This is a genomic window from Desulforhopalus sp., from assembly GCA_030247675.1.
Lineage (GTDB): Bacteria > Desulfobacterota > Desulfobulbia > Desulfobulbales > Desulfocapsaceae > Desulforhopalus_A.
The window spans coordinates 68,102-89,897 of the sequence record JAOTRX010000009.1; the positions used below are offsets into that span (position 1 = coordinate 68,102).

The following is a 21,796-nucleotide window of genomic DNA, read 5'->3' on the forward strand; positions in this document are numbered from 1 at the left end:
GTGGCGTTTTTTGTCAATTCATCAACCATTAAGATTGCGCAGAAATTGCAAGGGGGGAAGTGCATGAAAAAGAAGTTGGCCATGTGTCTTTGTGGGTTTGCAGCCGTCTGTTTACTCGCGGTTCCTTCCGCGTGGGCTGAGAATATCAAGCTTGGCGCCTTATTGGCCGTTACCGGTCCGGCCTCCTTTCTTGGTGGTCCCGAGGCCCGTACCTTGGAAATGCTGGTTGAACAAACCAACGCCAAAGGCGGTATCGGCGGCAAGAAGGTGGAGCTGTTGCTGAAGGACACTGCCGGCAATCCGGAAAAGGCCATCTCGCTTGCCAAGCAGCTCCTCGAAGAGGAAAAGGTCCTGGCGGTTATCGGACCCTCCAGCTCCGGCGAAACCATGAGCATTAAAAAGATCTTCGAGGATGCCAAGACCCCGCTGCTTTCCTGCGCCGCCGCCGAGGTCATCGTCAATCCGCTGGCTTCCTGGGTATTCAAAACCCCCCAGAACGATTCCTCGGCAGCGATCAAGATCTTCATGGAGATGAACAAGCTCGGCATAAACAAGATCGCCGTGCTGGTGGATAACTCCGGTTTCGGCAAGGCCGGCAAGGAACAGCTGCAGAAGATCGCCCCCGACTACAAGATTGAGGTCGTCGAGGCCGAGGTCTATGACGCCAAGGCCACCGACCTCTCCGCCGTGGTCGCCAAGATCAAGGCCAATCCAGCGGTGCAGGGAATAATCAACTGGTCGGTCGTTCCGGCCCAGGCCATCGTCGTCAAAAATATCCGCCAGGCCGGGTGGCAGGTGCCGATCTTCCAGAGCCATGGCTTTGGCAATATCAAGTACGTTGAGGCGGCCGGCGCGGCGGCTGAGGGCGTTATTTTCCCCGTTGGGCGCCTGCTGATGGCCGATCTTCTCCCGGAGGGTCACCCGCAGAAGGCCCTTCTGGTGAAGTATATTAAAGATTATGAAGGAAAATTTCAGGAGACCGCTTCTGCCTTCGGTGGCTATGCCTATGATGCCTTCATGATTCTCGAAAAAGCGATCCTGGCCGGCGGGACCGACAAGGCCAAGGTCCGCGAGGCCATCGAAGGACTGAAAAACCTGCCCGGTACCAGCGGTATCTATAATTTCTCCGCCACCGACCATAACGGCCTTGATCTGGACGCCTTTGAGATGATGACCGTCAAGAATGGCAAGTTCGTTCCCTATTCCAGCAAATAACCGAAACCGCAGCGATCACTGGCAACCGGAGCGGATACCCGCTCCGGTTGCGCTCATAAGGGGCCAGGACTTTCCCCGGACGTTTCCCAGCGTATGACAACCGAATTATTTATCCAGTATCTGGTGGCCGGGATCACCTACGGCAGCATTTATGCCATTGTTGCCATCGGTTTCAATATCATCTACAACACCACCGGCATCATCAACTTCGCCCAGGGCGAGTTCGTCATGCTCGGCGGCATGCTGTCGATCACCTGCCTGCAGTTTCTGCCTCTACCTTTGGCCATTTGCCTGGCGGTGCTGATCACCATGGTCATCGGCGCCGGGATTGAGATGCTGTTTATCCGCTGGCTGAAGAGCCCGGGAATCCTGCGGATGATTATCATCACCATAGGGCTGTCGATTATCATTCGCGAGGCGGCCCTGCACTTCTGGGGTTCCAATGTCCGTTCGCTGCCTTATTTTTTCGGCAATGAAATCAGTACCATCAATATCCTTGGCGCCCGGGTTTCACCGCAGGTGGTCTGGGTCATCGGTGTTTGCGGCCTGATGGTGCTCGGCCTCAATGTCTTTTTTCAGGCCACCTCCATCGGCCGGGAGATGCGGGCCTGTGCCGCCAATCGGGTGGCCGCCGTGCTCTGCGGTATCGATACCCGGAATATGGTGACCCTGTCCTTTGTCCTCAGCGCCGGCATCGGCGCCTTGGCCGGAGCGGTGATGTCGCCGATTACCTACACTCAATACGATATCGGCACCGGCCTGGCCATCAAAGGCTTTACCGTTGCCATCCTCGGTGGCCTGGGGAACTCCCTCGGGGCGGTGGCCGGCGGGCTCCTCCTCGGGGTCATTGAGGCCTTTTCCGTCTCCGTTGTGCCGCTCGCTTTCCAGGATGCCATTGCCATCGCCATCCTCCTGGTGATTCTTTTTGTCCGGCCGCACGGCCTGTTCGGCTCGGGTGCCGCGGCCGGCTTGAAGGAGTTTTGACGGCCATGGGTAAAAATCTGATCTTCCTTCCCATCATCGCCGCGGTGGTCCTGGTGCAACTCCTCACCGCCTGGACCGGCAGTGCCTATTACCTGACGCAGCTGACCATGTCCGCCTATTACTCGCTGCTCATTGTCGGTCTCTGTGTGCTGATGGGTTACGCTGGGCAGATTTCCCTCGGTCATGCCGGTTTCTTTGCCATCGGCGGCTATCTCTCGGCGGCCCTGACCACCCGCAACCTCATGCCATACGCCGGTCAATGGCCGGTGCGCCTGCTCGACTCCCTCGGCTGTCTGCAGGCCGGCCAGGATATCTACGGTGAGCCACTGCTGGTGGTCCTGCCCTGGGTTGCCTGCATCATCGCGGTTCTCGTCGCCCTGGGAATTTCCTTTGTTCTCGGCATTCCGGTGCTGAAGTTAAAAGGCCACTACCTGGCCATGGCTACCCTCGGATTTGGCATCATCATCTACCGGATCGTCCTGGCCAGCGCCTATTTCGGCGAGGCGGACGGCATCTCCGGTGTTCCCGGTTTCATGCTGGTGCCGGGATTGCAGATCAGCGGCGATGCCGCCTGGCGGGTGCCGAATTATTACATCGCCTGGACCGTGCTCCTCCTGGCCGTGCTCCTCCTCAGGCATCTCATCGACTCCAGGGTGGGCAGGGCACTTCGGGCCATTCACGGCTCGCCGGAGGCGGCCGATGCCATGGGCGTCGATACCGCCCGTTTCAAACTGCAGACCTTCATGCTGTCGGCGGTGTTTTCGGCCCTGGCCGGGGTGCTGCTCACCCACTATAACGGGGGGATCGGGCCCTCCGAGGCGGGTGTCATGAAATCGGTGCGCTATGTGGCCATCGTTGCGGTCGGCGGCATGGCCAACCTCTGGGGGGCGCTGGCCATGGGCATCGTCCTTAATTTCCTGTCACTGCGTGGCTTCTTCGGCACTTACGACGATGCGGTCTTCGGTGCCATTCTTATTGCTATCATGCTCTTTGCCCCGAATGGTATCCTCAGTCTCCAGCTTGGCCGGGTCTGGCAGTATCTGCCGTTTCTCCGGCGGAAAAAGCCTGCGGCAAAGGAGGCCTAGATGACGACGATTCTTCAGGTGGATGAGCTCAGTAAGCGGTTTGGTGGCCTGCAGGCGGTCGATGGCGTCAGTTTCTCGCTGCAGCAGGGGGCGATCAAGGCGGTCATCGGCCCGAATGGCGCCGGCAAGACGACACTTTTTAACCTGATTGCCGGGATGCTGCCCCCCACCTCGGGGACCATCCGTTTTCAGGACAGGGCCATAGGCGGCATGCGGCCGTTTCGGGTGGCTGAACTGGGGATCGCCAGAACCTTTCAGAATATCAAGATGTTCGCCGGCATGACGGCGCTTGAAAACGTCATGGTTGGTAGGCATGTACGTTCGCATTCCGGATTTCTCGCCTCGATGTTTCGCAGTTCCGGTTGCCGCCGGGAAGAAAAGGCCATTCGGCTAAAATCCCTGGAACTCCTCGATTTTTTGGGTATCGCCAATTGCGCCGATACCCTGGCTACCAACCTCGCCTTCGGCCAGCAACGTGCCGTGGAAATGGCCAGGGCCCTGGCCCTGGAGCCCTCGCTGCTCCTCCTCGACGAACCGGCGGCGGGCCTGAATATCTACGAGACGGCGGAGCTCGGCAGGCTGATCGTCCGTATACGTGACTTAGGGATCACCGTCCTCCTGGTGGAACACGATATGTCCCTGGTCATGGATATCTCTGATGAAATAGTGGTTCTCAGCTTTGGCCGGAAGATTGCCGAGGACGTGCCGAAGGTGATTCAAGGCGATCCGGAAGTCATCAAGGTCTATCTTGGAGAGTAGCCCTATGCGGCCAATTGTGATGGGTGCAGGATGTTAAAGATACGAAATCTTGAGGCGGGATACGGCAAGCTGCGGGTGCTGAAAAATATCTCGATGCATGTCAAGGCCGGTGAGATCGTGGCGATCATCGGGGCAAACGGGGCGGGTAAGACGACACTGCTGGCGACCATCGCCGGCTTGATCCGGGCCACCTCCGGGGAGGTTCGTTTTCAGGGCGAGGATATCTCCAAGCTTGCCGCCGCCAAGATCCCCGGCAGGGGCTGTGTCATGGTGCCGGAGGGTCGGCAGGTATTCGCCTCGATGACCGTGGCCGACAACCTCATCCTTGGCGGCCATGCCCTGGCAAGGCAGCACAAAAAAGACCTGAACCGCCTTCTTGACCACCAGTACGAGTTGTTTCCGATCCTCAAAGAGCGCCGGTCGCAGTTCGCCGGCACCTTGTCCGGTGGCGAACAACAGATGTTGGCGATGGGCCGGGCCCTCATGTCCAAGCCGTCGCTGGTGATGATGGATGAGCCCTCGACGGGCCTTGCCCCGCTCATTGTCCGCGATATCTTCCAGATCATCGTCCGGCTGCGGGCGGAGGGCAATACGGTCCTGCTGGTCGAACAGAATGCCAAGGCGGCCCTGGCCATCGCTGACCGCGGCTATGTCCTTGAGACCGGCAAGGTCATCATCCAGGGGCCTGCCGAGGACCTCCTGGCCAATAAAGATGTCCAGCGGGCCTACCTTGGACGGGAAAAACTGGAGGAGTGAAAGGTCTTCTTGCAGTGAATCGTACTTTTTCCTTCCAGAATTTGCCATTATCCTAGACAATAGAAGAACCATGACGGCTCTTAATTGATAATTCCTTCTTTTCAGAAAGAAGAGTTCTTTTCCAAATATAGCAGAGGAATTGGAGGTGGACGATGTATTGGCAAAAGGAATTTGAATGCATGCCCCGCGAGGAACTAGAGCAACTGCAACTGGAGAGGCTTCAGTCAACCCTCTACCGCTTGGGGACCCATGTGCCTTTTTACCGGCGGAAACTGCGCGAAGCCAAGGTCGACTACGAAGCCATAACCTCCCTTGACGCCCTGCGCAGTCTGCCTTTTACCATGAAGGAAGACCTTCACGCCAGCTACCCCTATGGCCTTTTTGCCGTGCCGCTGCGGGATGTGGTGAGGATTCATTCCTCACCCGGCACCGCCGGCATGACCACGGTCGTCGGCTATACCCGCAACGACATCAAGAATTGGTCGGATCTGGTGGCGCGGGTCCTGCGTGGCGCCGGAGTGACCGCCGAGGATGTGGTGCAGGTTGCCTATGACTACGGCATTTTCACCGGCGGCCTCGGCCTGCATTACGGTGCCGAACGGCTCGGCGCCTCGGTCATTCCCATTTCCTCCGGCAATATCAAACGGCAGATCCGCATCATGCGCGACTTCAAGACCACGGCTCTGGTCTGTACCGCCTCGCATGCCCTGAAACTTGCCGACGTGATGATGGATATGGGTATTAATTCCAGCGAATTGTCCCTGAAGTACGGGGTATTCGGGGCGGAGCCCTGGTCGGAAACCATGCGCCGGGAGATTTCTTCCCGCCTCGGCATTATCGCCACAGACAACTACGGGCTGTCCGAGGTTATGGGACCGGGGGTCGCCGGCGAGTGCCGGGAATGCAACGGTCTGCATATCAACGAGGACCATTTCCTGGTGGAGATGCTGCATCCGGTAACCCTTGAACCGGTTGCCCCCGGTGAGATCGGCGAATTGGTTATTACTACCCTGACCAAGGAGGCCTTCCCGATCATCCGCTATCGCACCCGCGACCTCGCCCGCCAGCTGCCGGGGGATTGTCCCTGCGGCCGGACCCTCGCCCGGATTAGCCGAATTCTCGGTCGTACCGACGACATGCTCATCATCCGGGGCGTCAATGTCTTTCCCGCCCAGATCGAGGCGGTACTGTCCGACATCAACGGCACCGAACCGCCCTACCTGATCATTGTCGACCGGGAGAATCATGAGGATAAGCTGACCGTCATGGTCGAGGTCACCGAATCGCTGTTCTTTGACGAGGTACGAAAGCAGTGGGCCCTGGCCGACACCCTGCAGGAGCGCCTGATCTCCGACCTGGGCATCCATGTCCATGTCAAACTCGTCGAAGAAAAGACCCTCGAACGGATCGACAGCAAGGGCAAAAAAGTCATCGATAACCGCAAGATTTAGAAACGAAATAACTTGAACCTTTGCCCCATTTCTTTATGGCCAAGGATACCGTCTCAGGGGGCACTGCGTTCAAGTTATTGTCTCTGAACGGCTTTGCGCCGCCCCCTATAATAATACCGATAAAAAGCCTTGCCCTTATCGCGCACCAGACCAAGACTGCGCAGTATTAAATACATCGCCGAAAGACTGATCACCTGCAGGGTGTTGCGGCCGTAGCCGACCTTTTCCCAACGCCGGTGCGAGGCGATGACCGGGGTGCGGAGGAGGGTCAGTGCCCCGGCCTGGCGGGTTGCAATAGACAGTTCGATATCCTCCATAAGCTTGTAATCGGGAAAATTCTCCGGCGCTATCGCCGCTCGGCGGAAAAATTGCACCTGGTCGCCAAAGGCGATGCCGCACCAAAGGACGCGGAGGTCATTGAGGACCTCGGTAATGCGAAAACGCATGGCCGGATGCAGGTAACGGGCGGTGCAGGCCCCCCCGGCAACATGGGGATGCCCCAGACAATGCTGCCAAATCCGCTCTACCGTTGCCGGACCGAGGCGGCTGTCGGCATGGACGATGATCAACAGATCTCCATTGGCCTCGCGGTAGCCGGCGGCTATCTGGGTGCCGCGCCCAGGGGGAGAGTGCAGGATGCGGACCCGCCGGTCGCTTTCAGCAAGGGCAATGGTTGCGTCGGTCGAGCCGCCGTCAATGACCAGGATCTCCGCCGGAATCTCCGGGGCAATGATGATGGTATCAAGACACGCACCGATATTTTCCGCCTCGTTACAGACCGGCACGAGGATTGAGAGGCTGCCGGGAGGGGGGAAGACGGCTGGGGCTACGGGGGAACGGCGATAAAGGCCACCGGCCACCGCCAGCAGAAAGGGTGCGAATTCAAGAAAAAGCAGCCAGGAGGGCACCTGCCAGTGCTGGGTCCCGGCATGGCGCAGGCTGACAGAGAGCAGCAGGGTCGCGGTAGTGGCGAGGATCAGCCAGGGAATGCTGCGATACAGGACGGCGAAGGGCAGGACCATCGCGAAATACCAGGGGTGGACAACCGGACTGCACAGCAGCAGGAGTCCAAGCACCAGCATCCCTGCCCGCAGCTGGTGGGGATCGAGGACCCAGAGGCAGCAGTAGCCCAAAGCAAAGATGGCAATTCCGGCCATGCCTGCTGCTGAAGGGGTGAGGAACGGGGCAAAGAGGAGCTGCACCAGGGAATTAAAGGTCTCGGCGCCGGCAAAGCGGCTGAGGGTATAGCAGTGGGCGAGAAAGCCGTCGCCGAAGGGCAGCCACAGGCAAAAGGGCAGAAGGGCCAGCGGCCAGAAACGCTTTGCGACACGTCTCATGGCAAAGGGCAGCAGCACCGCCGCCGATATCTTGACGGTTGCGGCAAGGCCCACCAGAAAAAGTCCGCGGCGGGCGTGGCCCCAATGGAGGGCGAGAAGACCGGCAAAAAGCGGCAGCACCAGGAGCGGTTCAAGGTGGCCTTCGCCAACCAGCAGCAGCGGCGGCAGGGGATGCGCGGCATACAGCCAGCCGTGGCGCCGGTCCATGCCGTGTCTGTACAGGGCGATCAGCAGGAGCCAGAGGACTGCCATGTCGCCTGCCAGAAAGAGGAGCTTCAGGACCAGAACCGGGTGGTCGCTCAGCTGGGCGGCACGAAAGATCAGCTGGGCCAGTGGGCCATAGACGGCTGGATAGTCTTTATGATTGATTTCCACCCAGCCCGGATTGCGGAAGGGCTCGGTCATCGGCGAAGAGGGTGCAACCAGGTAGGGATTGACTCCGGCATGCTGCAGATGCCCCTCCCAGACATAGCGGTTGAGGTCGGAGTTGTGCGGCCAGAAAAGAAAGATCAGCCGCAGCATCAGGGCGAAGAGGAGGATCGTTGGCAGGGCGTGTTTGCCGGGTCGGTAGTGCCACAGCAATACCATGCCGCCGGTCATCAACGATAAACCGGCAAAAAACCATACCAGGGAACCGCCGCCGGCGAACTGACCGACAAAGAGTAAGCATATCCCGCTAAGAGAAAGGATTCCCCCGCAGAGGAAGGGGATGGGGATGGCTAAAGACCCTGGCACGCGTTTGCCTCCAGTCGTCGTCATGGGCGGTATCCCGGCCCGGGTAAATGGCAGGCGGGATGGGCAAGAAATTACCGGGGCATGATGCCGCAGTATCTCGATCTTCTTACCAGAATCTGATTTCTACGGCAAGCTGCTTAGCTCATTGACGGTGTTTTGGCCTCTGCCCGGAATCCTCCTGGCGTCTGGGTGGAGGTAGCTGGCGGGAAACTGAGGGCGGCAGGAAAGGATCGTTCAAAGGAGGCGCGAGGGGCCGGCGCACCGGCCCCTCGGGAGTAAAAGGAAGAAGCCGGCCTCGGTCAAACAACAATGCACAGTGCCTCTGTCCGTGCCATCTGGGTCAGCTTATTGGTGACCCTGCCCATGGAAAATTCGGCGACCTTGGTCATGCCACGTCGTCCAACAACGATCGTCCCGTAGCCATTTTGTCGGGCCTCCTGGACTATGGCGGCCGCCCGGCTTTTTACCGAGGTGATGATCTTGCTGGAGACCCTGGATGGGGCAATGTTCATTTTCTCAAGGTGCTCCTTGGCGAGTTGCAGGGCCGGTTGAATCTTGCTTTCGGCATCACGCAGCAGTTGCTGGCGATAGGCCTCGGGAAAGATATCCTCCATTCCCTCAGTGGAGATATTAATGCCCCGGATTGCATGGAAAAGGGTCATGGAGTTGTTGTTGTGGTTGAGCAGATCGGCGCTGTGATCAACCGCCTTTTGCCCGCCATCCGAGGAATCCATGGCGATCAGAACCTTGTTCGAGTTGGGCTTACCGCCAATCAGCCACAGGGAAAAGGTGCTGGCGGCACCGAGGACCTTACTGGCGACACTACCAAGGGGGGTGCCTTCTTCGGCGCTCGCCTTACCGCGGCCGAGTACCACGACATCATATCCTTGCCGGGCCAGGGCGACGATATCCCGGGCGATGCCCTCTTTTTGCCTGCCGATTTGGGTGACAATTGCCGACTGGTTAAATCCGGCCTCCTGGAAGAGAATCTTGGCGTTGTCCATGAAGGTGTTGGCGATGGCCTCCTGTTGTTGTTCCCAGGCACGTAGTGACTCTATCTTTTCCTGCCAGGCTGGATCATTGCCGAGATCCCAAAAAACCTCAGGCACCTTACTCATGACCTGGTAAACAACGATTTCCACTCTGCTGGGGGGGACTGTCGCAGAAACATAACGAAGCGCGTCCAAGGATTGTTCCGATCCATCGACAGCTACGAGTATTTTTCTTTTCTGTACACTCATCTTTTACTCCTCCATTGACCCATATTTGGTGTTGCTCAAGCGCCAGAACCATTTTATGAAGGTCCATATCCCTCATGGCGGGGGCAGTCTGCTGCTTTCCGGCAACGGTGTTATTCCTTTGTCCTTTCAAAAGAGATGCCAGTCCTGGAGGAAAAGAGGTAACTTGCCGAATTTTCGTGTAATGCCGGTTCGCTCTAGCCTGGAAGCGGGGATATGGCAAAGGGGTGGTAACAGAGAAATCTGTGTGGAGTTGGTAACAGATCATCCCCTGGTGAGGAGATCCTGTTGTATTGCCGGGTTTTTTTCTATGTGTCCGGAAAGTTACACGGCCGGCGAAAGGACACATTTCTTGTGCAGTAATGGTAACATCCTCAAATTGTCCGGCGGCCATAGCTTAAGGTGATCCGGTGACAGTAAAAAAGCAGATAAACGTTGCGAAAAAGAGTAAGGAGATATAGTTTTGCTGGCACCTTGTTGGTTCATCCCCCGAACCCCATAAAAGGGACTTTCTTGAGGTATCCCTTGTGGGTGTATGCATCACTTGCAGAAATTTAAGCCGCGGCTATTTTTTGCAGGTGACTAAAATAGCCTGACAGGAGCATCGTTATGGTATTTACACTTTTCCCCAAATCGATCCGATTCTTTGATCTGCTTATTCAGCAAAATGAAATTCTTAAGGATGTGGCCAGCGAGCTGAGCCGGCTATTCAGCGACTATACCGCTATAGATGAGAACTACAAGCGCATAACCCTCAAGGAAGAGGAGGGAGATGAACTCTGTCGGGAGATTGCCCGGCAGCTTTCCGGGTCGTTTATTACCCCGATTGATCGTGAGGATATTTACCGCATCAGCCTTGCCCAGGAAGATTCGATTAATGTCTTGAAAAGCATCGCCACCCGAACCCATGTGTCGGGGTTTAGCCGGATACGCTTTCCCGCCAAGAAAATGCTGGAAAACATCAGCCTCATGGCCATTTCCACCGGAAGGCTGATCTCGGCGCTGCAGGGCAAGGAGGAAGTGGGGCCTCTGGTTCGGGAAGGCAAGGATCTTAAGCTGGAGTGCGAGATGCTGCTCAGCACCGGTCTTTCGGAGCTCCAGGACGGGGTTATCACCGAGATAAGCGGGGTCGTTGAAATCATCAAATGGATACAGATATACGACCGTATCGAACAGGTCACCGAACGGATCGACGATCTGGTGGATGCCATCGAAGAAGTTGTACTGAAAAATGCTTGATATCCCTTTGCTTCTTGTTGTCATAGTTGTTGTCGCATTGGTTTTTGACTTTACCAATGGTGTGCATGACTGCGCCAATGCCATAGCCACCGTGGTTACCACCAAGGTGCTGGCGCCACGAACGGCGGTTATCATGGCGGCGGTGTTGAACCTTGTCGGGGCGCTTCTCGGAAGCGCGGTTGCCAATACCCTCGGTAAGGGCATCGTCAATACCGATATTGTCATGGGCAGTCAGATCCTGGTGCTTGCCGCCCTCATCGGGGCCATCGCCTGGAACCTGCTGACCTGGTATTTCGGCTTTCCATCCTCATCTTCTCATGCCCTCATCGGCGGCTTGATCGGTGCGGCGGTTGCCCATTCCGGCATGGCCAGTCTCAATGGCGCGAGTATCTTCACCAAGGTCATTCTGCCCTTGATCTTTTCGCCCCTGGCCGGATTCGCCGTCAGCTACGGCATGACCATGATGCTGCAATTCATGCTGAGCCGGGCCGATCGCAAGACCGTCAATCAGAGGATTCAAAAGGTCCGAATCCTATCGGCGGCCTTCATGGCCACCAGCCATGGTTTAAACGACGCCCAGAAGACCATGGGGGTTATCACCCTGGCACTGTTTCTTTTTCATCAAATCGGCAGTATCGAGGTGCCGTTTTGGGTAAAATTGTCCTGCGCCCTGGCCATGGGGCTCGGCACGGCGATGGGCGGCTGGAAAATCATCAAGACCATGGGCAGCCGGATCACTAAGCTTGAGATGGTGCAAGGTCTGGCCGCTGAGACCTCAGCCTCTCTGATCATCACCGGCGCCTCGATGTTTGGTGCCCCCATCTCCACGACCCACACCATCACCGCCTGCATTTTCGGGGTCGGTTCAAGTAAGCGCCTGTCGGCGGTCCGCTGGGAGCTTGCCGCCAATCTGGCCCTTGCCTGGGTGGTGACCATTCCTGCGGCGGCTATCGTCGCCGGTCTCTTTTATTTTATCCTCCATGCCTGCGGCGTTGGCCAGTGATTCGCCGCTGCTGATCGTAAATTCCTCTCCAGCTATCCGCTATCCGGCGGGACAACTGACCATGTCGATCTTCCGCCGGTAATCAAAGAGCGGGTCCCTTTCCTTGGTGTGACAGACGACACAGGTCTTTTCTTCCACCTTACCCCGGAGTTTTATCTGTTTTGGGGACTTGGCATGGGCCAATCCGGCACCGTGGCAGGTCTCGCAGCCCACTGCCTGCAGATCAGAGGGCAGGGTGAGAAGGGTCTCAACCGGTGGGGCAGTTGCCTTTGGCAGGGGGCGATTGCCAGTGGTATGGCAGGGCAGGCAATCAAGGTTAAAGTTTTGCTGCTGCTGTTGTAGCGCCGTGTAGGCCTCGGAGTGTCTGGTTGACCGCCAGAACCCGGACTGGAGTGGATGACATTCCCGGCAGCTGCTGGAACCGGCCAGGCCGGCCATGGCCTTGTCCTCAGAAGTATTCGATATGCTTGCATTGGCCGCGGTTTTTTTATTATGGGTAACAATCTGCTCCTTAATCTGGTCAACACGGGCCGCGATCTTCGGATCTTCCGCGATGTTTTTGCCAAGGGCAATAAAGCTGCCTGCATAACTGCTGGTATTCGGCTCCTGTTTCCGGGTGCCTGCCCAGGAACTACCGGGGATCCAATCGAGGTTTAACATGCCGAGGTATTTCCCCTGCCCCATGGTCTGAGTGATCAGGGTCTTGTTGTCAAGCTGCGGGTCGATATTGCCCTGCCGCAGATCAGCGGTGATGAGCAGGTTGATCTGGGGATACTGCCGGGTGATTTCCGCATTGTCTTCGGCGGAGAGACTGGAGAGGACGATGATCAGCTGACACTGTTTCGCCACCTGGGCGAGGTGTTCGGGCAGGACCTTGCGCCAGTCGGCGACCAGGGTTTCCCGCGAGGTCTTGGGCAGCGGACCGGTGAGTCCGATAACGCCGATTCTCATGGCACCCCGCTGCAGGATCCTGTTGCCGGGAAAGATCGGCGCATGATCTTTATCGGTGAGATTGGCCGACAGCCAGGGGAAATTACGGGCCTGACCGGTCTTTAAAAAGGCTATGCCGGCGGCAACATCATGCGGTCCGACGGCGACGGCGTCATAACCCATCTGTTGGTAAATGTTCATCATTCCCGAGGCGGTGAGCAGTTCTTGGGAACGGGCAATAACCGGCTGTTTGAACAAAACATTGCCGGCATCGAGGAGGATCGCCGGGCTTATGTCCTTATTTCCGAGTAGGCTGATTTGCTGTGCTTTTCTGGACAGACCGCCCATTTGATTGCTGCTTCAGCCGCAGGGCCCGAGCTCGGCCAGGACATTGCCGGAAAAGAATATGCGGATCTTTTCTGGTGGCGTGCCTGCCTGGGCGGCACCGGAAAGGCAGACAAGGAGCAAAATGAGGAAAATTCGGGTGAAGGACAGCTGCTGTTCCATAGAAATTCTCGCTAGTTGACAGGAAACGCCCCGGTTTTGGCAAGACCTATGCTCGAGGTCGTGATGTGTACCGGCCACTCAGTCAGGAACCCTGACACGGCCGGATGCAAACGCCCCCATGATCCGCGACAATTGCCAAAGTGTCAACTAAAGAAAGAGCGGAACCTACTCCTTACATCAGCTAATACAGGGCAACTTTGGGAAATTTTTGCTTTTTTATCGGGGCGCTTCCTTGCTTTGCCTTTTTTTTTAACATATAAGAATATATACGAATATTTTCCGGTTATGGGAAATTTCTCACGGGCGGTGGGGATTTTTCGACGCCTCTGGAAGGGAAGTTTCCTTCACGGAAAAAGTGCTGAGAAAGCACAAAGTGGTTTCCGAGAGTGGTGCAGCAAGGATTTGCTGCAGGGGGTGGAATGGCGCCCCGGGTTAAGCGCTCTTTCCCTGGGTCAAGTGGGGGCAATGGGTAGGGCGGAATTTGCAATCTTTTATTGTCAGTGAGGTCGAGATGTTCAAGAAACTCAAGCTGCGGATGCGGCTGCTTCTGATGGGGATAACCCTCACCGCCCTGCCCCTGATTTTTGCCTTGTCTGTGGTTATTATCCAAAACAAGCAGAGCACTGCAACCGCCAGGGAAGAGAGCATGCGCCTGGCGGATGCCGATTTCAGCCATCTTGTGCAGAGTGTGTACACCTTGGCGACAACGCAGCAGGAACTGATCGAAAAGGAAATTGCCTCCTCTCTCAATGTTGCCGAAGATATCGCCCGCAAGAAGGGCGGGATCAACCTCAGCGAGGAAACGGTGAACTGGGATGCGGTTAATCAGCTTTCCAGTGAAAAATTGACGATAGCCCTGCCGAAAATGCAGGTTGGCGACGAATGGCTGGGCCAAATCAAAGAGAAGGAAATGGTGGTGCCGGTGGTCGACGAGGTGAAAAATCTGGTCACCACCACCTGCACTATCTTTCAGAAGATGAATGACGCTGGCGACATGCTCCGGGTGGCGACGAACGTCATGAAGGCCGATGGCAAACGGGCGATCGGCACCTTCATCCCGAGCAAAAACCCTGATGGTACAGCCAGTGCCGTCATCCAGGCGGTGATGAAAGGAGAAACCTATGTCGGCCGGGCCTTTGTGGTCAACGCCTGGTATATCACGGCTTATAAGCCGATCATCAACGCCTCCAAGCAGATTGTCGGTATGCTGTTTGTCGGTGTCCCTCAGGAAAGCACGGTTTCCCTGCGCAAGGCGATAATGGAGATTGTCGTCGGCAAAACCGGTAATGTCGAGGTCCTCGACGGCAAAGGTGCTTATGTCATTTCCCAGGGCGGCACCAATGACGGCAAGGTCGTTCTTGATAAAGTCGATGCTGATGGTCAGCCCTACATCAAGAAGATTATCGAAGGGGCAATGGCCTTGGGCTCGGGTAAAGTCGGAGATTTGCAGGCGACCTGGAAAGAAGATGGGGGGCGGCAATCGCGCGTCAGGCTATACAAGTACAGTTACTTTAAAAAGTGGGACTGGGTCATTCTTGCCGGGACCTATCAGGACGAGATTCTCGGATCTGCGCATTTGATAGAGGAGAAGGCACAGAAAAGCATGTACACCATGATCGGTCTCATCCTCCTTTCCATTGGCGTGGCGGCTATTATCTGGTTCTTTGTCGCCAGGGGAATCGCCCGGCCGGTACAGAATGCTGCTAACCGTCTGCGTGACATCGCCGAGGGCGAGGGCGATCTGACCATGCGGCTTGAACAAACCAGCAATGATGAAATCGGCGAAATGGGGCGATGGTTCAACGTCTTTGTCGAGAAATTGCAGGGGATCATTTCCCAGGTCTCCAGCAATACCGTCGAGGTGGAGAAATCGTCCCATCAATTACTGGATATCTCGGCGGATATGGCGGAGAAATCGGATGAGGCAACCAGCCGTGCCGGTAATGTGGCGGCAGCAGCCGAGGAGATGAGTTCAAACCTCACGGCGGTTGCCGCCTCGATGGAGGAGTCGTCCACCAATACCTCCATGGTGTCCAATGCCGCTGAGCAGATGGCAAGTACCTTCAGCGCCATCGTTGAAAATGTCGAGTCGGCCTCGGCAATCTCCGGCAAGGCGGTTGAACAGACAAACGGAACTGCCAGTAAGATGGCGGTTCTCGGGCAGGCGGCAATTTCTATCGGCAAGGTCACCGAGACCATCACCGAGATCTCCGAACAGACCAATCTCCTGGCCCTGAACGCGACCATCGAGGCGGCCAGGGCAGGGGATGCCGGTAAGGGTTTTGCCGTTGTCGCCAATGAAATCAAAGACCTGGCCCGGCAGACGGCGATCGCCACCCTGGATATCAAAAAGCAGATTGAAAGCATCCAGGCGACAACCTCGGAGACGGTGCAGGAGATTGATCAGATTGCCGAGGTTATTACCCGGGTCAACGCCATTGTTTCCAGTATTTCCGGTGACATCGAATCGCAATCGGTAACCACCCGGGAGATTGCTGAAAACATCTCCCAGGCCTCGATTGGCATCCAGGAGGTCAACCAGAATGTCGGACTCAGTTCCCAGGTCGCCACCCAGATGGCCGAGGATATCGCCATGGTAAATGCGGCATCGGAAGCGATTGCCGGCAGCAGCAACAGTGTCAAGGAAAGCGCCAAACAACTGCAGGCTATGGCCGGGGAACTGAGCCGTCTGGTTGGCAGTTTCAAGGTGAGGTAAGAGCCGGGCGGCGGCCGGTCAGGTCAGGCCGGTCCCGTTGCTGACAGCGACCGCCATGGTTTGTAACGCCTAAACGCCGGCAACACGGCTGCCGGCTGGGGCTTGATGTCAAGGCGGATGGCTTGGCTGTGCGCCGAGGGGGAACAGGTATGCAGGTCAGCGAGGAATCCTTCGCCCAGGTTATCGAGAGCCTCCATGATGGCTTGTATGTGGTCGATACGAACCGGATGATTACCTATTGGAATAAGTCGGCAGAGCGGATTACCGGCTTTTCCTCAGCCGAGGTCGTTGGCAGGTCGTGCTTTGATAACATCCTCACCCACGTCGACAGTGATGGCTGTAGCCTCTGCCTCGGCCGCTGTCCCCTGGCGGCAACTGTTGCTGATGGCCAGGACCGGGAGGCCGAGGTGTTTCTGCATCACAAGGATGGGCACCGGGTGCCGGTGTTTGTCCGGGTCAGTGTCTTGAAGGATCCGTTGGGCACTGTAGTTGGCGGCATTGAATTATTTACCGATTTAAGTTCCATACTGCTCAATAACGCCAGGGTCCAAGAGTTGGAAAAACTGGCCCTCCTCGACAACCTCACCCAATTGGCAAACAGGCATTATCTTGAAAGGGAACTGCTGGCCAGGTTTGAAGAGATGCAACGCTTCAGTGTGCCGTTTGGCATCCTCTTTATCGATATCGACAATTTTAAGAAAGTCAATGATAGCTACGGCCACGATGTAGGGGATCGAGTTCTGCAATTTGTCGCCGGTACCTTTATTGCCAGCTCCCGGCCCTTTGATATTTATGGCCGCTGGGGTGGCGAGGAGTTTATCGGCATCATCCGCAACATCGAGCCGGAGGACTTGGAGCTTATGGGCAACAGAATCAGGGTTCTGGTTGAGCAGGCCTACATTGTCCATGCCGGGGAAAAACTCAGCGTGACTATTTCCCTTGGGGCGACCATGGTTCGAGAAACCGATACCATTGATAGCATGGTAAAGCGGGCCGACACCCTCTTATATGACAGTAAACGGCTGGGGCGAAATCGCCTTACTTTTGGCTGAACCAGAAAAGAAGTGTTGAACATGAAAGTTGCCGCAGGAAGCTGGCCCAATGAACCTATTTCAGGGCCTGGCGAACCTTGATGGACAGTTCCGCCTTGGTAAAGGGCTTTTGGATGAACTGCACCCCTTCATCAAGGACCCCATGGTGGGCGATGACATCGGCAGTGTAGCCTGACATAAACATCTGTCGCATCCGGGGATGCAGGGAGCGCAGTTGTTTTGCCAGGGTGCGGCCGTTCATCTCCGGCATAATCACATCGGTCAGCAGCAGGTGGATTTCTCCCTCATAGCGCTCCGCTACCTTTAGTGCCTCATTTGGGGTTGGGGCCGGAAGGACGTGGTAGCCGAGCCTTTCCAGCATGCGAATGCCGAGCTGCAGGATGGAAGGCTCATCCTCGACAAGAAGGATCGTTTCTCGCCCCTGTTCCGGGGATTCAAGCGGTTTGTACTGGTCGATCTTCAGGCTTTCTCCACGATATCTCGGGAAAAAGATGCGGAAGCTTGCACCCTCGCCCGGTTCACTGTAGACATTTATAAACCCTTCATTTTGTTTGACTATGCCGTAAATTGTCGCCAGGCCGAGGCCGGTTCCCTGGCCGACTTCCTTGGTGGTGAAAAACGGTTCAAAGATGTGTTCCCGGGTTTCTCTGTCCATCCCGCAGCCGGTGTCGCTGACGGTCAGGGTAACATAGCTGCCCGGCATAAAACCTACATGGTTGGTACAGTAATCCTCGTCAATGTCCATATTGGCTGTTTCAATAGTCATCCGGCCGACACCGGAAATAGCATCCCGGGAATTAATGGTCAAATTGGCGAGAATCTGGTCAATTTGAGAGGGATCGATGTGTACCGGCCAAAGATTTTTGCCGGGTAGCCAGGTCAGGTCGATATTCTCGCCGATCAGGCGGCGGAGCATTTTCAGCAGGCTTTCCACTATCTCATTGAGATCGAGCACCTTGGGGGAGACCGTTTGCTTGCGGGCAAAGGCGAGCAATTGCCTGGTGAGGTCGGCGGAGCGGCTAGCGGCTTTTTTAATCTCGCGGAGATCGATAGATATGGGGCTGGCCGGATCGACATACTCCTCGGCCATCTCCACATGGCCGAGGATCACTCCCAGCATGTTATTGAAATCATGAGAGACCCCTCCGGCGAGGCGGCCAATGGACTCCATCTTCTGGGCCTGAATAAGCTGCGTCTGCAGAAGGGCCGTTTCGTGTTCGGCCTCGCGGCGTTCAAGCTCGGCGGCGGCGCGGATACCCACCAGTTTCAGGACAGATTCAACCGGGGTGGGATTTTCCAGGGACTGGCGGCTGATTACGGCAATCAATCCAATTGCCGTGCCGCTGGAGCCCCAAAGGGTGGTGCCAACGTAGCTTTCTGCGGCTATTTCCTGGAGCACTGAATCACTCGGGAAGAGGTGGCGCACGGCGCTCGGGAAGGTGCAAATCGTTTCACCAACGACCTTACCGCAGGGCGTATCCTCCAAGGTGTAGCTGATATTGTCCTCAAACTGGCCGTCGTGGAAAATTGCCACTGTCCGTGCCGACAGATTATCGCCTTCAAGTTTATCGATGCAGACAAAATCCATGTGCAGCAATTCGGCGAGAAACCTGGCCAGCAATTTGAAAAAATCCTCGCCTGGGTTGGTGCGGTCGCAGGTGAGGAGGAACATCTGCGCCTCCTCGATTTTCTTCCGGTCATTGATATCGGTGAGTGTGCCGGTAAGGCGGAGGGCACGGCCATCTTCCGCCCATTCAACGACCTTGCCGCGGGTCAGGACCCATTTCCAACTGCCGTTTTTCATGTGCAAACGGTGTTCGATGCGGAGAATGGGGGTCCGTTTTTTCATGTGGGCGACAATCAGCGCCCAGGTCTTCTCGAAATCATCGGGGTGAACGAGGGATCGCCAATCCGACAGGGCGTTGGCGGCGTCATCACTCGAATGGCCGAGGATCTCCTGGCTCCGTTGGCTGAAGAAAACCGTTCCGGTCTTAAGGTCTGCGTCCCAGAGGCCGTCATTGGCACCCTCAAGGGCAAAGCGCAAACGGTTCTCACTGTGCCGCAATTTTTCTTCAGTGCCTTTTAAATCGGCGATGAAACGGGCCTGTTGCAGGTTTCGGTAGGCGGTTGCCGATAAACGCTTGGCAAGGGTGAAGAGCATTTCGGAGATTTCCTCAAAATGCCGGCGCGACATGGCTGGCACTTCTTGGAAGGCCTTGGCGATCTGCTCCTCATCGATGCCGATTTCCCGCCCATACCGGCGGATTGCCTCCTCTGTCTGGGTTTCGTCACGAACCTGGCCGATCAGCCAGTTGGCAATATGCCGGCCGCCGACGGAAATGCCCGCTCCGGCATCCCAAAGGCCCCCGCTGAGGCAGGGCTGGACGATTGGCCCGGTGGTTAATAGCTGGCCAAGTGCTGCATCGGATTTGCGGCAGTTGGCCAAACCTTTCGCTGATGTTCGGATGAGTTCACTGCACAGTCTGGTAAAATTGCTGGGTTTGGTGATGGGAGTGCCGTCGGTGCGGGTGATGATTGAGGCAACGCCGGTGGCCTTGGCAAATTGATCTTGCAGGCGCTGGATATCATCCAGATTAAAAAGGTCCTCAAAGGACACCGAGGCGGCGCCGGTTAGTGGTTGGGTCAGGGAGAGAACTCGCCGGGCGATGACATCTTCTGCCATTTTCCGGCTATGAATATCCTGGGTGGTTGCCAGCAACATCATTGGCTTACCCTTCTCATCGTCCAGCACCGAGACGGTGACATGGCCCCAGACGACAGAGCCATCCTTCCGCACATACCGCTTGTCCTTGGCAAAGCGAGTGGCTTTACCGGCGGCCAGTTCGCCTATGCTCTGCGAATCGGCGGCGATATCCTCAGGAAAGGTTATTTCCTTGATGTACAGGTTTAGCAGTTCCTCTGTCGAGTAGCCGAGAAAATTGGCAAAACCACTGTTGGCCGAGAGTATTTGGCCGCTGAGATTGCAGTGGACAATGCCGACGGCAGCCTGTTCAAAGATGGTTCGATACCGTTTCTCGCTCTCCACGAGAATCCCTTGATGTTGCCGGCAGGCGAACAATTGCTGTTCCAGGTCGATAATTTTTTCCTGCAACTCTTGATGTGAAGGGTCTTTGATCATGGTCCGCACTGATATTTCTTCAAGCTATTGCAAAAAAGCCTTATACCCAAAAGAATAGCTTTCGTTTGGGCAGGCAGGCTTTTTAATTCGGCTTTAGGTCCGCATTGTCCTGGTCAATGTATTGTAGGCGGTGGTCATGGTCAAAGTACAGCAAAATTCTTTGTTGACCGAATTGCCGGGCGCATTACCTTGTGGGGATGACCGGCGGGCGATTTGCCAGGCGGTCGGTTTTTCGATCCGTATGCCATAAACGATGGTTTCGAATGAGCGGGCATGCCGTAGATGGCAGTTTCGGCAGATCAAGACCGTGTAAACCTATATTTCACGACAGTCGTCAGGCAATACCACCGAAAAGGGGAATATTATGAAAAAGAAACTGGTAGTAACTGCCGTTTTTCTAGCAGGCATGGTATTGGCGGCAGGAGGAAGAGCAGCGGAAATGGTCATTGACATCCATCATGTTTCCCACGAAGGGGTTGCGACTAAAATCGGTGCCATCAAGGCCGAACAGACCCCCTACGGGACACTCTTAACCCCTAATCTATCGGGGCTGACTCCTGGTTTGCACGGATTCCATGTCCATGCGGCCGGCAATTGCGGGCCGATGGAAAAGGATGGTAATAAGGTAGCCGGCATGGCAGCCGGTGGTCATTATGATCCAGGCCAGACCAATGTTCATGCCGGGCCATACGGTGCCGGCCATTTGGGCGATTTGCCCGCCTTGTTCGTCGATGCCGGAGGGATGGCTGTCCATCCGGTTCTGGCACCTAGATTGAAGCTTGACGATCTGGCAGGCCGCTCTTTGATGATTCATGCCGGTGGTGACAACTATGCCGATGCCCCCAAACAGCTGGGCGGGGGTGGTGCGCGTGTAGCCTGTGGGGTGGTCGGGAACTGATCAGCTACAGGGAAAACTGGGAGTCCTTGCAAGTGGCTGCATTGTTACCATCGAGCGCTTCGCACTACTAGCCTTCGGTGGTTACCCGGTTCAGTTGCGAATGATCGGTCTTGCCAGGGCCTCATTGAGGAGCATCCTTAGATGGGACTGTTCGGTATCGCGATTGCGAATCATGGTGTGGAGATCGCGTTTGGTTTCGCGGTCGAGTTTTTTGTCGGTAAGTCTTTGTTCGTAGCTGGATATCTCGCTTTCCAGCCGGGCGATTTCCGAACGTAAGTTATAGATTTGCAGACCAAGTTCGACATTTTCGGCAAACAGGTAGCCGGTATCGCCGGGGCAAACCCTGCTGTTGCCGCTGCTGCCGCTCAGGCCGACTTCATAGCCACGGTCCGGGGTGCAGTATTCGATAACGCCGTTATGCCAGCCGTGCATATAGGTCTTCCGGTCCGGCAGGATACGAACCTCCTGACAGGCCTCGCGGTGCATGGCAAGGCGCTGTTCCGGGTCCCAGCCATCCCGGCCATCTGCCCAGCCGATGTGTTCCCATGAGGTCGATCCGGCCTCAAGACATTGTTCCTTGGTCATTGAGGCACAACCGACAAGCCCCGCCATTGCCAAATAGAGCAGCCATTGTGGTTTCATGTAGTATTCACCGGGTTGCAGTCCCCTGTCGAGGAGCACCTTGATAATTCCCTCCTGGGCCGCCAAATACCTTCATCTTGCAAGGCAACCTTTGGTTTCGCAGGAATTTA

Annotated in this window: 17 protein-coding genes; 11 read left to right on the top strand and 6 right to left on the bottom strand. The window is 56.3% G+C overall.

Going from position 1 to position 21,796, the window contains the following annotated elements:
* Nucleotides 1-63: 63 nt before the first annotated feature.
* The 6 genes from OEL83_17690 to OEL83_17715 all read left to right on the top strand — a co-directional run bounded on the left by OEL83_17690 (nt 64) and on the right by OEL83_17715 (nt 6,250).
* Complete coding sequence (locus tag OEL83_17690; protein ID MDK9708878.1) at nt 64-1,215, top strand: ABC transporter substrate-binding protein; 1,152 nt, start codon at nt 64-66, stop codon at nt 1,213-1,215.
* 93 nt (nt 1,216-1,308) lie between these two features.
* Nucleotides 1,309-2,199, top strand: coding sequence for a branched-chain amino acid ABC transporter permease (locus OEL83_17695; GenBank protein MDK9708879.1), 891 nt, complete (start codon nt 1,309-1,311; stop codon nt 2,197-2,199).
* Between the two features lie 5 nt (nt 2,200-2,204).
* Complete coding sequence (locus OEL83_17700; GenBank protein ID MDK9708880.1) at nt 2,205-3,284, top strand: branched-chain amino acid ABC transporter permease; 1,080 nt, start codon at nt 2,205-2,207, stop codon at nt 3,282-3,284.
* Nucleotides 3,285-4,043, top strand: a complete 759-nt coding sequence (locus tag OEL83_17705) for an ABC transporter ATP-binding protein (GenBank protein MDK9708881.1) — start codon at nt 3,285-3,287, stop codon at nt 4,041-4,043.
* Nucleotides 4,044-4,073: 30 nt separating this feature from the next.
* Entirely contained in the window at nt 4,074-4,799 is a 726-nt protein-coding gene (locus OEL83_17710) for an ABC transporter ATP-binding protein (GenBank protein ID MDK9708882.1), read from the top strand.
* A gap of 152 nt (nt 4,800-4,951) precedes the next feature.
* Complete coding sequence (locus OEL83_17715; GenBank protein ID MDK9708883.1) at nt 4,952-6,250, top strand: phenylacetate--CoA ligase; 1,299 nt, start codon at nt 4,952-4,954, stop codon at nt 6,248-6,250.
* 74 nt (nt 6,251-6,324) lie between these two features.
* Here OEL83_17715 and OEL83_17720 read toward each other — a convergent pair whose 3' ends face one another.
* The gene (locus OEL83_17720; GenBank protein ID MDK9708884.1) at nt 6,325-8,346 is read right to left on the bottom strand and encodes a glycosyltransferase; all 2,022 of its coding nucleotides are present in this window, start codon (nt 8,344-8,346) and stop codon (nt 6,325-6,327) included.
* A gap of 275 nt (nt 8,347-8,621) precedes the next feature.
* Nucleotides 8,622-9,563 carry a universal stress protein gene (locus OEL83_17725; protein ID MDK9708885.1) on the bottom strand — a complete coding sequence of 314 codons (942 nt, stop codon included), beginning with the start codon at nt 9,561-9,563 and terminating at the stop codon, nt 8,622-8,624.
* 606 nt (nt 9,564-10,169) lie between these two features.
* Here OEL83_17725 and OEL83_17730 point away from each other — a divergent pair.
* Nucleotides 10,170-10,799 carry a DUF47 family protein gene (locus tag OEL83_17730; protein MDK9708886.1) on the top strand — a complete coding sequence of 210 codons (630 nt, stop codon included), beginning with the start codon at nt 10,170-10,172 and terminating at the stop codon, nt 10,797-10,799.
* Nucleotides 10,792-11,802, top strand: coding sequence for an inorganic phosphate transporter (locus tag OEL83_17735; GenBank protein MDK9708887.1), 1,011 nt, complete (start codon nt 10,792-10,794; stop codon nt 11,800-11,802). The genes OEL83_17730 and OEL83_17735 overlap by 8 nt, the downstream gene beginning before the upstream one ends.
* Before the next feature lie 39 nt (nt 11,803-11,841).
* Here OEL83_17735 and OEL83_17740 read toward each other — a convergent pair whose 3' ends face one another.
* Nucleotides 11,842-13,080 carry a multiheme c-type cytochrome gene (locus tag OEL83_17740; GenBank protein ID MDK9708888.1) on the bottom strand — a complete coding sequence of 413 codons (1,239 nt, stop codon included), beginning with the start codon at nt 13,078-13,080 and terminating at the stop codon, nt 11,842-11,844.
* Between the two features lie 12 nt (nt 13,081-13,092).
* On the bottom strand, nt 13,093-13,239 hold the full coding sequence (locus OEL83_17745) for a hypothetical protein (protein ID MDK9708889.1): 147 nt from the start codon (nt 13,237-13,239) through the stop codon (nt 13,093-13,095).
* A 511-nt stretch (nt 13,240-13,750) separates the two neighbouring features.
* Between OEL83_17745 and OEL83_17750 the strand changes: the two genes are divergently transcribed.
* Both OEL83_17750 and OEL83_17755 read left to right on the top strand, forming a co-directional pair.
* A complete protein-coding gene (locus OEL83_17750) occupies nt 13,751-15,955 on the top strand; it encodes a methyl-accepting chemotaxis protein (protein MDK9708890.1) in 2,205 nt (734 codons plus the stop codon).
* A 149-nt stretch (nt 15,956-16,104) separates the two neighbouring features.
* Nucleotides 16,105-17,007, top strand: a complete 903-nt coding sequence (locus tag OEL83_17755; protein MDK9708891.1) for a sensor domain-containing diguanylate cyclase — start codon at nt 16,105-16,107, stop codon at nt 17,005-17,007.
* Nucleotides 17,008-17,062: 55 nt separating this feature from the next.
* Here the strand turns inward: OEL83_17755 and OEL83_17760 are convergent, their stop codons facing one another.
* A complete protein-coding gene (locus OEL83_17760; protein MDK9708892.1) occupies nt 17,063-20,146 on the bottom strand; it encodes a PocR ligand-binding domain-containing protein in 3,084 nt (1,027 codons plus the stop codon).
* 364 nt (nt 20,147-20,510) lie between these two features.
* Here OEL83_17760 and sodC point away from each other — a divergent pair, with 364 nt between their 5' ends.
* Nucleotides 20,511-21,044, top strand: a complete 534-nt coding sequence (gene sodC, locus OEL83_17765) for a superoxide dismutase [Cu-Zn] SodC (protein ID MDK9708893.1) — start codon at nt 20,511-20,513, stop codon at nt 21,042-21,044.
* Nucleotides 21,045-21,134: 90 nt separating this feature from the next.
* On the opposite strand, the gene OEL83_17770 is transcribed toward sodC, so the two are convergent.
* Entirely contained in the window at nt 21,135-21,752 is a 618-nt protein-coding gene (locus OEL83_17770) for a DUF2799 domain-containing protein (GenBank protein ID MDK9708894.1), read from the bottom strand.
* Nucleotides 21,753-21,796 lie beyond the last annotated feature (44 nt).

What these genes read in the sequence shown, in the direction of transcription:
- OEL83_17690 (MDK9708878.1), top strand. Translation starts at nt 64, where the DNA reads ATGAAAAAGAAGTTGGCCATGTGTCTTTGTGGGTTTGCAGCCGTCTGT.
- OEL83_17695 (MDK9708879.1), top strand. Translation starts at nt 1,309, where the DNA reads ATGACAACCGAATTATTTATCCAGTATCTGGTGGCCGGGATCACCTAC.
- OEL83_17700 (MDK9708880.1), top strand. Translation starts at nt 2,205, where the DNA reads ATGGGTAAAAATCTGATCTTCCTTCCCATCATCGCCGCGGTGGTCCTG.
- OEL83_17705 (MDK9708881.1), top strand. Translation starts at nt 3,285, where the DNA reads ATGACGACGATTCTTCAGGTGGATGAGCTCAGTAAGCGGTTTGGTGGC.
- OEL83_17710 (MDK9708882.1), top strand. Translation starts at nt 4,074, where the DNA reads ATGTTAAAGATACGAAATCTTGAGGCGGGATACGGCAAGCTGCGGGTG.
- OEL83_17715 (MDK9708883.1), top strand. Translation starts at nt 4,952, where the DNA reads ATGTATTGGCAAAAGGAATTTGAATGCATGCCCCGCGAGGAACTAGAG.
- OEL83_17720 (MDK9708884.1), bottom strand. Translation starts at nt 8,346, where the DNA reads ATGACGACGACTGGAGGCAAACGCGTGCCAGGGTCTTTAGCCATCCCC.
- OEL83_17725 (MDK9708885.1), bottom strand. Translation starts at nt 9,563, where the DNA reads ATGAGTGTACAGAAAAGAAAAATACTCGTAGCTGTCGATGGATCGGAA.
- OEL83_17730 (MDK9708886.1), top strand. Translation starts at nt 10,170, where the DNA reads ATGGTATTTACACTTTTCCCCAAATCGATCCGATTCTTTGATCTGCTT.
- OEL83_17735 (MDK9708887.1), top strand. Translation starts at nt 10,792, where the DNA reads ATGCTTGATATCCCTTTGCTTCTTGTTGTCATAGTTGTTGTCGCATTG.
- OEL83_17740 (MDK9708888.1), bottom strand. Translation starts at nt 13,080, where the DNA reads ATGGGCGGTCTGTCCAGAAAAGCACAGCAAATCAGCCTACTCGGAAAT.
- OEL83_17745 (MDK9708889.1), bottom strand. Translation starts at nt 13,239, where the DNA reads ATGGAACAGCAGCTGTCCTTCACCCGAATTTTCCTCATTTTGCTCCTT.
- OEL83_17750 (MDK9708890.1), top strand. Translation starts at nt 13,751, where the DNA reads ATGTTCAAGAAACTCAAGCTGCGGATGCGGCTGCTTCTGATGGGGATA.
- OEL83_17755 (MDK9708891.1), top strand. Translation starts at nt 16,105, where the DNA reads ATGCAGGTCAGCGAGGAATCCTTCGCCCAGGTTATCGAGAGCCTCCAT.
- OEL83_17760 (MDK9708892.1), bottom strand. Translation starts at nt 20,146, where the DNA reads ATGATCAAAGACCCTTCACATCAAGAGTTGCAGGAAAAAATTATCGAC.
- sodC (MDK9708893.1), top strand. Translation starts at nt 20,511, where the DNA reads ATGAAAAAGAAACTGGTAGTAACTGCCGTTTTTCTAGCAGGCATGGTA.